The following is a 14,445-nucleotide window of genomic DNA, read 5'->3' as shown; positions in this document are numbered from 1 at the left end:
CTATTTTGTATAAAAGTAATTAATTCGTAATCATTACTATTAAGATTATAGGCACCTTATTTCGTTCTGTCAACGCCTAATCCTATAGGAGCGTATTTATTATGAAAAATTCACCCCTCATGAGCTGCTTACTCCATGTTCACCTTATTCTGACCCGTTTTTGCATTAGCTACTAATCTAGTCGACGTCAAATATGACATCACAGACAGGACAAAAGGTCTCCCTATGTAAAATTCGCTCACGCATAACAACAAAACCTGTAGTCGCCACTCTTCAATCGAGTGCCGACTACAGGTTATTTAAGTCTCTATAACTACTTCACGATAGCCCCATTTGGCATGCTTTCTGGAACGGTTGCCAACGTTAACTGACCATCCTTGGACGCTGCCAATACCATGCCTTGTGACAAAACACCACGCAGCTTCACTGGTTTCAAGTTAGTTACCACGATCACTTTTGTGCCAATAAGTTGCTCAGGCGTATAGTGTTGGGCAATGCCTGACACCACTTGGCGCTCTTCATACCCTAGATCAAGTTCTAGTCGAAGCAGTTTATCTGCTTTAGGCACAGGCTCAGCATGCTTCACTTGGGCTACACGCAGCTCCACTTTAGCAAATTCGTCTATGCCGATCTCTGGCAAGGCATCTGGAGCCGTCTCTACTGGCGCTGTTTCCTTCGTGACACTATTGCTTGTAGCGGCTTTTACCGTTGTGTCTGAGTCTGAGTTGATCAGAACGGCTGTGCCACCCATTGCCTCCACGATTGCAGCAACTTCCTGCTCCAGATCCAGACGCGGGAAGATCGGGCTGCCTTTCACTACTTTAGTTCCTGCCGGAATACTGCCAAACGTACGGGCAGAAGTCCAAGCCGTTGCCTCTCCTTCTACAAGTCCGAGCTGCTCCCAAATCCGTTTAGGTGTACTTGTTAAAAATGGCTGCAACACAATTGATACGATGCGTAGGCTTTCCGCCAAGTGATTCATGACAGACGCCAATTCATCTTTTTTCGCTTCATCTTTTGCCAATGCCCAAGGTTGTGTCTCATCAATGTACTTGTTCGTACGGCTGATCAACTGCCAAAGCGCCGTCAAAGCTACGGAAAACTCCATTTTCTCCATCGCTTCTTCCACTTTGTCCACAGCTTGTGCGGCTGCCTCTTCCAGTGCAGCATCAAACGCTGTCACTTGACCCGAATAGGATGGAATGTGACCATCAAAATATTTATCAATCATCGCAACTGTACGGTTCAGCAAGTTGCCAAGATCATTTGCTAGGTCAAAGTTGATACGTTCTATGAAACCTTCCGGCGTAAAGGCGCCGTCAGAGCCAAATGGTACTTCACGCAACAAATAATAGCGAAGGGCATCAAGACCATAACGATCGATCAATATGACTGGATCTACTACATTACCTTTGGACTTCGACATTTTCCCATCCTTAGCCAATAACCAACCGTGACCAAATACTTTCTTTGGCAACGGTAAATCTAACGCCATCAGCATAATTGGCCAATAAATCGTGTGGAAGCGCACAATCTCTTTCCCTACAAGATGTACGTCAGCTGGCCAAAATTTGTTATACAGCTCCGCATTATCCGAGCCGTATCCTAATGCCGTAATATAATTGGAAAGCGCGTCAATCCAAACATAAACAACATGTTTAGGATCCCCTTTTACTTTGACGCCCCAATCAAAAGAAGTACGTGATACAGCCAAATCTTCCAAGCCTGGCTTAATAAAGTTGTTAATCATTTCATTTTTACGAGACTCTGGCTGAATAAATTGTGGATGCTCCTCGTAATAAGCAAGCAGACGATCCGCGTACTTACTCATCCGGAAGAAATAGCTTTCTTCCTTGACTAGCTCAACAGGACCTCCACAATCTGGACAACGTCCATCGTTCAACTGACGTTCCGTAAAGAAGGATTCACATGGCGTACAGTACCAGCCTTCGTACGTCCCTTTGTAAATATCATCCTGCTGCAATAACTGATCAAAAATCTGCTGCACAACGGTTTTGTGACGCTCTTCCGTCGTACGAATAAAATCATCATAAGAGATATCTAACTTTTTCCATAAATCTTTAATACCAACTACGATGTTGTCAACAAATTGCTGTGGAGTTGTGTTCGCTTCAGCCGCTTTGCGCTCAATCTTCTGTCCATGCTCGTCTGTACCTGTCAAAAAACGAACATCGTAACCGAGAAACCGCTTATAGCGAGCCATCGCATCCCCTGCCACCGTCGTGTAAGCGTGACCGATATGAAGCTTTGCACTCGGGTAAAAAATAGGGGTTGTAATATAAAACGTGTTGTCTTTCTTAGCCATGTTATTTCCTCCTTATCATGTAGCAGCCCTTTATTTCTTGTCTGTATATAACGAAATAAAGACGCAAAAAAACCCTCATCCGCTTGGGACGAGAGCTTGAACTCACGTGGTACCACCCAAATTTCCATTCTTCATGTGCTTCCATCAAAAATGGCTTCATTATGCCGGCATATGGTTTGCCGTCTAAATTCGTTAACGGGAATGAACCGCCGTATGCTTACAACCTTATTCCAAGCAACTATGAAGTCACCTGAAAGGGCGCTTGCATCCAGTACCTCCAGGACCATCTTCCAAAGCGTCACCATACCGGCTCGCAGCCCACCCGGCTCTCTGCAATGGTTCATCTTTGTACTCATCCCATCATTGGCCAAACATATACATATATGCTCAATATAGCTCACTTCTTATAATGATGTCAAGGACGCCCGTCAGAGTGGTCCGTTCTAGGAGCAGCGATTGGTGAGCTCCCCTTGCGCGGCGGCACCAAATCAACGCCACCGGCGTGAAACGGATGACACTTGGCAATCCGCTTCACGGCGAGCCAGGTTCCCTTTGCCGCCCCGTGAATCTCTATCGCTTCCAGCGCATACGCAGAACAGGTCGGGTAAAATCGACAAGTTGGCGGCTTTAATGGCGAAATGAATTTGCGATAGAAATGGATCGGCACCTGAACGGTACGTGTCCACCTTGAGTTTGATTTCGATACGTATTCCTTACTTGGATTGGGCATGCCCATGATGAGCCTCCTGTGTCTGACCTGACACTGGATGATCCTGTGAGTCACTATCAGGTTGTGATGCTGGCAATTGGCAAGCTTCACAGTAGCCAAACACTTCGAATTTATGCTTTACCACTTGAAATCGAGCTGGAACATCAGTCAGCGGCATCGGACAGAAATGAATCGGGTATGTCTTCTCACATTGCAAACAAACCATATGGTGGTGATGTTGGCTTTCCGCGCAATGGCCTCTGAACTTCATCCCGTCTTCAAATACAATCTGCTCCAGCACACCAAGATCGTGCATAACTCGTAAATTTCGATATACCGTATCAAAACTTAAACCCGGATATTTCTTCCCCATCACATCGTAGACATCTTTTGGCGAAAGGAAGCCGTCCGTCTCCGAGAATAGCTTTGCAAGTGTTCTCCGCTGGTCCGTAATGCGCAGCCCTTGCTCTGACATCTTCTGTAACATCTGTTCGGTCTGTAGCATCCTAGTCCCTCCTGACTCTATAATGCGACAACGTTAAGCCCCTTGTCAAACTAGACCAGTACAAACGAAAAAAGAGTCGTTCCACAAAGGAACGACTTCTTTCCGTGACGCCTTTACATCAACAAACCATTTGTCAAACTCAAATTATGCTGTTTCGGGTATTCCTTTACGCAACAACCGCTGCACAATGGAAGTTCGATAAATTAGTCTTTCGATAAGCGTAAACAACGCATTTACTGCCCAGTATAAGCCTAGGGCAACAGGTGCCTGCCAGAAAACAATAAGCATGGTCGCTGTAAACACGAAGGGCAGACCCATCCGTTTGAACACGGAACCCGCAATCGCGAGTTCGGGCACAACCGGTATCATCATGGCAACAAACGATAACAGCGCATATAAAATCGGCATAATGTGGAATGGGTCTGATTGCCCAAAGCTTGCTACCCAAGGTATAAAGCTTGAGGACATCGCCCCGCCATGCGCAGTAAACATACGATATAACCCGATAAAAAGGGGCATCTGAATAAATGGCAGCAGCATCGTCAGTCCAATACCATACTGACGATACAGCTTTGTCGATTCTTCAAGCAGCTTCTCTTTATTATGCTCAAACTTGGCTTGTAGTCCCTTTAACGCCGCACGCATGGAAATCTGCTTGACCTGCCCCTTTGCATTGTAGAAATTAACATATATAAGCGCAACACGCACGAGCAAGGTTAATGCGATTACCGCAATTCCCCAATCACCTGTTGCTTGATAGAAGTAGTTCAACACGGAATTTAAACCGTCCGTAATCCATTGCATACGTTCATTCTCCTTTGTTGTTGATTAAATCTAATTCATCCAACATACAAAGGGAGATTTATCTTCGTCGGAGGAGCGATGGTCGCTCTGGTCAGGTTTCTTAATCCGAATTCGTCTGACATGTCGTAATACGTGTAATGCACATGTTCGAACCGTTGCCTGTATATGATGAATCGGCAACATATGTTCATTTGCACTTAGATGTGCTCGAATGGGAGTTGCGAGAAGCCCGATTAGAAGCCCTGACATACTGAGCAGCAACCATATGAGTGAAATATCCAACGTCTCCATAGCGCCACCTCCTTTCAACGTTCATCTCGTTCATCTGATTTACGACGGGTATTTACTACGCCTATACAAATAAAAGTCTACCATATATACCATACGTCTACCACCTTTGTATAACAAACAACAGACGCCTGCGAAAGCGCGGGCGTCTGTTGTTTGTTATATGCGAATGTCGATGACTTACTATGAGTGCTTTTTAGGAAGCGGTGCAAATAACAAGTTAACTGGCATACTGCTGCCGGCAGCAGGCGTAAACCACATCTCTACTTTCTCTTCGCGATCACCAGTACGGTAAACAACACCCGCTTCGTTTGAATTGTTTAACAATCCTTTAGTAGGCAATTCAACCGTTTGACCGTTTACAAGGATCGCCCCGGAATAAGTTCCTCCACGCGCATTAAAGGAAATAAGCGTATTAGGTGCTACACGTTCCAATGTAATGCGGTATAAGACACCATAATTGCCTGCGTTAATACGAGAATCTCCGTTCATCGTATCCCAACCTTGAATATAAGTATCGGTTTTGTTGTCGGCAAACACAAGACGAGATACTTTATCCCCTACTAGCTCTGCTACATTAAACGCACGATCTGCATTATTAAATGTGCCTCGAATATGGGTACCATCTGGGTCCAATTCCGATAAATAAGGTAATTCTTTCCAAATATTCTTATTAGCATCCAGTGCTACAATTTGATACTGCAAATTATCATCACCATAGAAATCCGCGTAAGAAGTATACACTTCATTTGGTTTTAATGCCCGATCGCTTAAAGAAGGCAGCAGTAACGTCGATTCATTCGGCTTTAATGTTTGTTCAGACATCGTTCCGTTCTCACGATACGATTGGAAATAACGTACAGCCGCCATTTTACCTGTTTGCTGCGGATTAGTGCTTGGGCCGGCTGTGCCTGCATGCTCGACACGGACCGTAGCATTTTCATCTGAAATATTTTTGGCAATAATGTACAACTTCATATTTTTTGAAGTAGCGTTCATGTGATGCAGCAAAATTCGAGTTCCACCCGCAATTTTGTCTTTGTAAAGAATACCATCTTGTTTGACAGATTCAGGGCTATTCGTCCGATACAAAGTACGCTGTAGATGCGTAAGCTTCGGTTGAATCTGCTTCATATCAACGATTGAACTGCCTTTAAAAATATACACTTCACCAATTCCGGTGAACAATTGATTAAATTCTTCAAACGTATACAACGTTTCATTTGTAATTGTAATCGTTTTGCTCATTTCATTAGCGAATCCATGCTTATCTGTAACACGGAGCGTAATCGTATATTGACCAGGCTCAAAAAATGCTTTTTTGTTGTTATTCCATTCCGATTTCTCAATACCCTCGTCATCTGTGCTTAAATCCGTATATGTGATGATCTCCCCCATCTTATACGTATCTTTATCCGTCGTAAAGTTTGCTACTGGCGGAAGATTAGGCGGCAGTACATTGACGCTTACACTGTATGGCTCACTCCATACGCCCTTCTCGTCCAATACACGCAGCGTAACGGTGTGTAAGCCTGGCTCAGCAAAATAGGTTTCCAGCCCGCTCCACTCATAATCAACAATTTTTAAGCCGCGCGGATGGAAGGACTCATCTTTTACTTTTACTTCTGTCTGGGTTGCCAAAATATCCTTCGGTCCGATAGAGAACTTAGCAACTGGTGCAGCACTCATTTGGACAATAATCCGCTTAGTAGCATTGTCAAACTTGTAAGGCATCTGGAATGCTTGCAGGGCTGACGTCAATGGAACCATAAACGTATTTTTTTGCAAATAAGATGTGCCGCTCATCTTTGTAGCATCACCGTTTACACGGTATGTATTGGTTCCGATCTTATAGCGAAGCTTCCGATTGCCGCTCGTAATAATGGATTCCTTTGTTTTCTGGTCATACGTCAGTTTAAAGCCAAACCGATCTACCAACGTACGCAAGGAAACAAAAGAGACACCATTTTTAATCGTAATCGGCTCTGGTGCTTTAAATTCCACATTGTTCTGCACCATAATATTACTATTGGCAACAATGACCAGCACGTCATTTCCATATATGGATGTATCAATAAGCTTACTTGCAGGGTTGGTCGTCTGATTTGCACCATCAGGATTCGACAGCTCCGAAGTGGAGCCTTCTAATCCTGTAGTTGGATCTGCACTGCTGGAGTTGCTATTTGTACTGTTGGAATCATTCGTACTCGGATTGGCTGCGTCTTGGCTTGATCCTTCAATTGATTGGCTGGATTGCTGGTTGGACTTACTAACATCCCCGTTTACTACAGCGAAGCCCGCTTGTGCAGAAGCCGTCGAAACCAATGCCGTACATTGAACTGCGACCATACAAGCGATTAACATATGTTTCCAGTTACTCTTCTTATTCATCATGCTCTCCTCACCCAATATTTATTTCTACATTCTTATATATAAAAAAAATGTAAATATGCACAATTCATTATTCTACCATGTATGTGTGTACATGGACATATAAATAGACGCCTTTGGGCCGAGAAAGTTGCTCTTTATGTAATATTAATTGCTACATACGGCTTAACTCCTATAACCCTGCCCATAGATATGTACGAAATTGAACTTGGCTTGCTCTCACAAAAAAAGGACCTGCCTAAGCAAAGCTTAGCAGGTCTAAATGAGGAGAGCACGATACTAATAAATAAACATGTGCTTGACGTATCGTTGTACGTCTACACTTGAACTGTATTACCTAACTGGTGCCCATAGCCAAAACCAAAGGTTTCATTAATAGTTACAGGCAGTCGACCAACCGCAGCGCTCTCGCCGAGCAGCACCTTAGCCAAGGCAGTCATTGTTGCTGGGCGGTTCTCATAGCAGCACAAATACGTTTTGACCTCTGGAAAATGATTAATATCATACGGATTACGCGTCGAAGCCACGATAACGCGCCCATGAGAGTGCTCCACCAGTTGCTTCACAATGTTAACCTGACCTTCATGCAGCTCAGACACGGCATTATAAGTGATCACGATCACCTGATCGTATTGTTTCGCATGGGCAACTGTAGCGTCCACCTCAGCTGCGTCCGGGTATGTTCCAATACGATATTCATCTACCTGTGACAGGGATGGCTGTAAGGCTGATGCCAGTGTATAAGCTTGAATAATCGGCTCATCCACTTCTGTACGTTGTCTAACTTCCGGCCAAATGACCAAAGTGCGCTCATCCTTGCGCAGCGGCAACTGCCCTTCATCCTTCACAAGCGTAATGCTGCTCTCACAGAGCTGCTGTACAGCTTGCTTCGAAGACTCGCTGCCGAATCCTTCAGCGTAATCGTCAGTAATAGCCGGTAATGTCTCCATCTGACGCTTGGCCTTCAGTGCCAAAATACGGTCTACAGATTCATCAATTCGTTGTTCTGATATACGACCAGAGCGTACCGCTTCGACAAGGGCATGGATCGCGTTTACTTGCTCAGGGAATCGATGGCTAATCAGAATCAGATCTGCCCCCGCCTCGACAGCTCTTATCGTCCCCTCTGGAATGCCGAATTCTTTAGAAATTGCATGCATTTCCAAACAATCGGTAACAATTACACCTTCGAAGCCAAGTCGATTACGAAGTAAATCCGTTAATACTTTACGGGATATAGTTGACGGGATCTGTTCAGGCTCAAATGCAGGGAACATTACATGTGCAGTCATAATACAATCTACACCTTCTTGAATAGCCCGTACAAATGGCGCCAGCTCCATCGCGAACAAACGCTCCTCATCGTGAGGCACCGCAGCTAGCCCATGATGAGAATCAACAGCAGTATCGCCATGACCTGGAAAATGTTTGGCGGAAGCAGATACGTTCGCATCTTGCAGTCCACGAATTTGCGCTGCTCCCATCTCGGACACCAGTGCTGGACATTCACCATAAGAGCGCACACCAATAACCGGATTTTTAGGGTTATTGTTAATATCAACGCTTGGAGCAAAGTTCATATTGATGCCCATACGCAGCAATTCTTCTCCACAAATACGTGCCATCTCATAAGCCTGCTCAACGTCACGTGTAGCGCCTACTGCCATGTTACCTGGTATAAGCGTAATGTCGTCCCAATCTAAACGCGCTACCATTCCGCCTTCTTGGTCAACCGAAATAAACAGTGGAATATCTGTAAATTGTTTTGAATACTGCTGCAAGTCAAGGGAAAGCTGTCCTACCTGCTCCTTGTCATTCAAATTTCGACGGAAGTAAATAATACCCCCAAGATGATATTGTTCGATTAAAGTTTTGATTTCCGTATTTAATTGTGGCGTCTGAAAGCCGCACATCATCATCTGTCCAATTTTCTGCTCCAACGTCATATTCTGTCTGCTCACGATTATCCCATCCTCGCTGAATTGATCTTTATATCTGGTTTAACCTTGCCGACTACGTATTTATATTAAGCTGTATATCGGATTATAACTAGTCTTGCGAAGGTGCAGGCGCTTCCTTTTCACGGAATTCTGAAGGTGTCATACCGGTATATTTCTGGAATACTTTGGAGAAATACCGACGCTCTGCATACCCAACCAGATGCCCCACTTGCGTAATGCTTTTATCTGTCATAATAAGCATCGACTTGGCGAGTTCCATTCGCTGCTTAGTCACAAATTCTACAAACGTTTCCCCAAAATGATTTTTGAAGAGCAGGCTGAAATAACTACAGCTAATCCCCAAGTAATCCGCAATTTCATCAATTCCGATATCTGAACTCAAGTTGCGCTGAATATAATCTTTGGCGGAAATCATCAGCATTTCGCTTGACTTCTTGTTCATCGCATGCTCATTGGTCTGCGCTAACAGCTGTGTAATAACAGTAAGCAAATCTTTGACGCTGACACAATATTGCAGCTTGTTCCACATATTTTCCTCTTCTTGCGTAGTCAGCAGCTCTAATTCCCGCATCTCACGCAACAAGTGGATAATAACATATTGAAGAAACTGTTCCGCACGTACAATGGATTGCTCCGACATTAACAAGAGACTGGATTGCAAATCATGCAAGCCATGCTCCACCTTTTGACGATCATTTTGTTTCATGCCTGATACAATTTCTTCAACCAACTGCCATTGGGATACCATCGCCACTTGACGTGCAGTGGAGCTTTCATCAACAGGTACAAGCTGCTCTACTTCCGATTGAAGCAGAAGCACACGCTGAAGTCGTTTATAAGTGGCAGCTAATCCTAGCATCGGAATCGGCCCTGAGTCCCACGCCAAACTTACCGTCATTTTGACATGCTCTTTTACAGCCTGCTGGATCGTGGTCGCCCATCTTTCTACGTCTGTTTCGGTAATGTCATATCGTTCTTTATAAAATTGCAGCAGCACACACCATTCCCCTTCTCGGGTTTGAAGCACTGCATATTTAAGCCAGTCATCCTGAAGCGCATCCTGCAATACGTTTCGCACCGCAAAATTCCACAGCTTGCGTTCATTGTCAGTCCACGATACGGTTCGCTGCGCATACCCGTCCAAATCAACAAGCAGTACCGTATAAACAAGTTGATCCGATTGATACTCGTCATCTACCATAAAATAGCTTGCGTTACCGGATGTGAAACCCATAATAACGTCAAACATCATTTTTTCGTAGGCGAGACTAATCACTTTGCCCCACCTGCGCTCCGCCATCGTTTTTTCCATTTTACGAGAACGGATAATATCTGATATTTTACGAACAATATCTTCTAATTCTTCATAGTTGATTGGCTTGAGAATGTAGTCACGTACACCATGCTGTAACGCAATTCTTGCATATTCAAATTCCTGATACCCCGTCAACATCAATACTTCACTTTCGCTGCCCATCTTACGAACTTCCCGCAGAAATTCCATTCCATCCATGACAGGCATCCGAATATCACACAGAATGAGATCAGGCTCGTGCAGCCGAACTAAATCAAGTGCCTCCGCGCCGTTACGGGCTGTACCAATGATTTCGACCTGCATATCTTCCCACGGGATGACAATCTTTAAGTTGTTTAGAATATGGACCTCGTCATCAATTAGTAATGCCTTCACATTCATTGGCTCTCACCCTGTTCATATCTCGGTATTGTGCATTGAATAATGGTTCCGCAATTCGGCGCTGAACAAATATACAAGCCATATCTGCCGCCATATTGAATGCGGATACGATCAGCTACGCTGCGGACACCAAGTCCTCGCCGTTCTGTATTGTAGGTGCCTTCTATTTGCGGAGTAACGGATTTCGTATCTTCCGATTGCAAATACTCAAATCGTATGAGCTGCTCATTGGACATACCCATCCCGTTATCCTCCACAGTGAGATAAATACGCTCCTCATCAGCATATGCCGATATGCGAATCCACCCCGTATGTGTAATTCCATCGAAAGCATGCTGGATGCAATTTTCGACCAACGGCTGAAGCGTCAGCTTCTGCATCATACAATTCATGAGATCTTCTGGAACGTCAATTTCAAAATTAAACAGTTCCTCAAACCGAAATTTCTGAATTTCCAAATAACTTCGTAAATATTCGAGTTCCTGCCGCACCGTTATTTCTTCTTTGTCCTGAATGCTAATACGCAAAATGTTGCCAAGTCGGTATACCATCTGGCTAACTTTGCGGCCCTCATTTTGAATTGCGAGAACGTTAATAGATTCTAACGTGTTAAACAAGAAATGAGGCTTAATTTGCGCCTGCAATACACGCATCTCAGCAGATGTCTTCTGCCCCTGCTCCTGCTTCACCTGATCAATCAAGCTGTTGACTCGATCCATCAAACGATTGAAGCCACGCGACAGCAATCGTAGTTCGTCATTGCCTTCTTCATCAAGTCGTACGCTTAAATCTCCGTCCTCTACTTTGCGCATAAATCGTACAGTACGTACAATATTTTTAGAAATACGATTCATAAACAGCAAGTTAAACAGAAACGCTCCCAGCACACAGATTACCATAATAACGGATACCCATTTGATGTATACGACCATCTCTTTAGAAATCGAGTTCCAATCTCGCACCGACACTAAATGCCAGTTATACTTCGGCATTTGGTAGATGGATATAACACTTTCATGATCACTAAACTTATCTTTGTAGCTGCTATAACCATCGGCCAGTGAGATCGGCTTCGATAAATACTTAGAAATGTTGCTGCCTGCAATTTTCTTCTCGTTATCATAGAAGACAAGTCCATCATCATTTACGATAAAAAATCGTGTATTGTCCATCTGGCTAGCTGAGTAAAACTTGTTAAAAAACGTATCCAAGTCCCAGTTCTTCATCTGGACCATCGAAATACCTAAGTCTTTCATCGTATTTAAATCTTTGACGACACGTATTTGTGTAAACACTGATTCGTATCCCGTAAGCTCTGGATACTCATTAGGACCAAGCCATAACGGCTCACCCTTCCGGTTTACAACCTCTTCGAATACACGGTGTTCGCGGAACTGTTCGAATGGCATCGCACGGAAATTTTCTTTTGCAAAAATAGGAATAATGCTAGACTCTCCATACCCTCTAAAATTATATAAAAAGGCATAGCCAATCGAGGGATGGTTATAAATAAGCTTTCTAAAATTTTGTTGACGTTCAATCATCCGAATGTAATCTGCGTTGTTATAATCGGACTCCTTCTCGTTATTAGTACCTTCCGTGGAACCCGACAACTTGCTTTTCTCGATACTGTCCAGATTGGTGTCCTTATGAATATCAACTAGATGATGAACGTTATCCTTTGGTAAGTACAAAGCCTGTTGAAATACATTATTAGCAATGCCACTGTCAGTTACTTTATTAATCTCGTCAAAAATATAACCGATGCTATGCCCCATAGCGCGCATAGAAAACTCAGCCTGCTCACTATATTTCTTCTCCAGCAGCTGAAACGTAATAAAAAATGTAATTGTACCTAACAAAAACAAAGGGATTATAATAAGTAGAATAAATCCGCTAAATAATTTATAACGTAAATTCATTCTGCTCATTACCCCTTTGTTTTTGATCCTGCGTGTCATTTCGACTCTATTCATCATATATTCATTTTATCACGTAAGAGCTTACATTTCACTTATAAAGTGGATAATATTATCCTTTAACGCCACCTGCCGTCAATCCTTCAATAATTTGTTCTTGAAGCACTGCGTAAATGACCATAACTGGTACTACACTAAAGACGATACCCGCTGACATCTGTGCATAGTTCGTCTGATAGGCGTCACGGAAGCCGACCATACCAACTGGCAGCGTACGCAGGGCATCTTCCGACAGGAAGTAGTTTGCAAGCAAGTACTCGTTCCAGTTCCCTAAGAAGTTAATAATAAATACAGTAACTAGCGCGGGTACAGTTAACGGGAGCACTACCCTTGCAAAAATACCTGGTGCTCTCAAGCCGTCAACAACGGCCGCCTCTTCAATCTCTCCTGGCAAGGATCGCATAAATGCAGCTAGTATGATGACGGTAAATGGTATGGCATTCGCTATATACGGCACAATCAAAGCCATATGCGTATTCAAGATCCCCATTTTACGAATCAGCAAGTAGATTGGAAGCATTAAAGAGTTGTTAGGAATCAACATCCCTACTGTAATTAGTCCAAAGAAGAATAGGCTTAGCTTCGCGTAGCGCATTCTCGTAATAGCAAAGGAAGCCATTGCACCGATAAAGATGGATACGACCGCACACAATAAAGCGATGTACAAGCTGTTCCAGAAGTACGTGCTAATCTTGGCATTTACCCACGCGTTTACATAGTTATCCCAATAGAACTCTGTTGGAAAACCAAACGGGTTCGATGCAATAGTAACGTTGTCCGCTTTCAGTGAGGAAAAGATGACAAACAAGAACGGATACAAAATGACGAGCATATACGCTAGTAGAATGATATGATTTATACTGCTCTTCCAATTTCTCATCATTAGTACTCAATCCTTTCGCTACGTCTTGCAAGCACCAACTGATACACGAGTGTGATAATTGCAGTAAAGATAAAGATCAACACCGCAATCGTATTACCAAACCCATATTTGAAGTTTGTGATTGCATAACGAATCATGTATGTTGCCATAACGTCTGTCGAACCTGCTGGTCCGCCTTTTGTCATAACAAGCACGATATCAGCAGCTTTCATCGCACCGGCGATCGAAAGCATGATGACAACCGACACGATCGGCATAATAAGCGGAAGTGTAATCTTAAATGCACGTTGAACACCTGTAGCACCGTCAATTGATGCAGCTTCTTCCAGATCTTTAGGAATAGCAAGAATTGCAGCTAACACCATTACGACATAGAATCCGGTCCACTGCCAAGCATTTGTAATCAAAATTGCCCACATTGCATACTTCTGTTCACTTAACCAATAAATCGGATCGATACCAAAAATACCGAGCACCTGATTCATCAGACCGATTTCTGGCTGATAAATAAACGACCACAAAATACCGATTACTGCCGTTGACATAACGGAAGGCATAAAGACAGCTGTCTTATAGAAGCCTCTGAGCTTCTTCACGTTAGCGATCAAGAGCGAGAATAAAATGATCAATGGAACTTGGATAAAGCAAGAGAAGAAAATGAAATAGCCGTTATTTAATACTGATTTCCAAAACGCCTCGTCGCCCAATGCTTTTGTATAGTTTTTAAACCCGATGAACTTCATAGTGCTAGAGACCCCGTCCCAGTTCGTAAAGCTATAATATACCGCTGTAATAGTCGGATATATAAAGAACATCACGAACAAGATTAGGGCAGGCAGCAGGAAGAGCGCGTAGGTGATTGGGTTCCTTAAAGCTTTATTCATGGCTGGCAACCTCCACTAA

General features: G+C 43.6%; 12 protein-coding genes. All 12 read right to left on the bottom strand.

Going from position 1 to position 14,445, the window contains the following annotated elements:
* Positions 1–313: 313 nt before the first annotated feature.
* Positions 314–2,326, bottom strand: a complete 2,013-nt coding sequence (gene metG, locus H509_RS0105035) for a methionine--tRNA ligase (protein ID WP_028544117.1) — start codon at positions 2,324–2,326, stop codon at positions 314–316.
* Positions 2,327–2,457: 131 nt separating this feature from the next.
* The gene (locus tag H509_RS0105030) at positions 2,458–2,670 is read right to left on the bottom strand and encodes a hypothetical protein (RefSeq protein WP_028544116.1); all 213 of its coding nucleotides are present in this window, start codon (positions 2,668–2,670) and stop codon (positions 2,458–2,460) included.
* Positions 2,671–2,741: 71 nt separating this feature from the next.
* A complete protein-coding gene (gene yidD / locus H509_RS0105025) occupies positions 2,742–3,056 on the bottom strand; it encodes a membrane protein insertion efficiency factor YidD (RefSeq protein ID WP_051286847.1) in 315 nt (104 codons plus the stop codon).
* Positions 3,040–3,540: a Fur family transcriptional regulator gene (locus H509_RS0105020; RefSeq protein WP_028544114.1), complete on the bottom strand. Its 501-nt coding sequence runs from the start codon at positions 3,538–3,540 to the stop codon at positions 3,040–3,042. The genes yidD and H509_RS0105020 overlap by 17 nt, the downstream gene beginning before the upstream one ends.
* Positions 3,541–3,684: 144 nt before the next feature.
* Positions 3,685–4,344, bottom strand: a complete 660-nt coding sequence (locus H509_RS0105015) for a YidC/Oxa1 family membrane protein insertase (RefSeq protein WP_028544113.1) — start codon at positions 4,342–4,344, stop codon at positions 3,685–3,687.
* A 30-nt stretch (positions 4,345–4,374) separates the two neighbouring features.
* Entirely contained in the window at positions 4,375–4,635 is a 261-nt protein-coding gene (locus H509_RS0105010; RefSeq protein WP_028544112.1) for a hypothetical protein, read from the bottom strand.
* Positions 4,636–4,815: 180 nt separating this feature from the next.
* Entirely contained in the window at positions 4,816–7,023 is a 2,208-nt protein-coding gene (locus H509_RS0105005) for a stalk domain-containing protein (protein ID WP_028544111.1), read from the bottom strand.
* Between the two features lie 317 nt (positions 7,024–7,340).
* Positions 7,341–8,984 carry a beta-N-acetylhexosaminidase gene (nagZ, locus tag H509_RS0105000; protein ID WP_028544110.1) on the bottom strand — a complete coding sequence of 548 codons (1,644 nt, stop codon included), beginning with the start codon at positions 8,982–8,984 and terminating at the stop codon, positions 7,341–7,343.
* An 88-nt stretch (positions 8,985–9,072) separates the two neighbouring features.
* On the bottom strand, positions 9,073–10,680 hold the full coding sequence (locus H509_RS0104995; RefSeq protein ID WP_028544109.1) for a response regulator transcription factor: 1,608 nt from the start codon (positions 10,678–10,680) through the stop codon (positions 9,073–9,075).
* A complete protein-coding gene (locus H509_RS0104990) occupies positions 10,677–12,602 on the bottom strand; it encodes a sensor histidine kinase (RefSeq protein ID WP_028544108.1) in 1,926 nt (641 codons plus the stop codon). The genes H509_RS0104995 and H509_RS0104990 overlap by 4 nt, the downstream gene beginning before the upstream one ends.
* 109 nt (positions 12,603–12,711) lie before the next feature.
* Complete coding sequence (locus tag H509_RS0104985) at positions 12,712–13,539, bottom strand: carbohydrate ABC transporter permease (protein ID WP_036696415.1); 828 nt, start codon at positions 13,537–13,539, stop codon at positions 12,712–12,714.
* Between the two features lie 2 nt (positions 13,540–13,541).
* Positions 13,542–14,426, bottom strand: coding sequence for a carbohydrate ABC transporter permease (locus H509_RS0104980; protein ID WP_028544106.1), 885 nt, complete (start codon positions 14,424–14,426; stop codon positions 13,542–13,544).
* Positions 14,427–14,445: the final 19 nt, after the last annotated feature.

The sequence above is a fragment of the Paenibacillus taiwanensis DSM 18679 genome (genome assembly GCF_000425125.1).
GTDB classification, from domain to species: domain Bacteria; phylum Bacillota; class Bacilli; order Paenibacillales; family Paenibacillaceae; genus Paenibacillus_B; species Paenibacillus_B taiwanensis.
The sequence above is the reverse complement of the archived record's forward strand: the minus strand, read 5'-3'. Positions and strand labels throughout refer to the sequence as shown.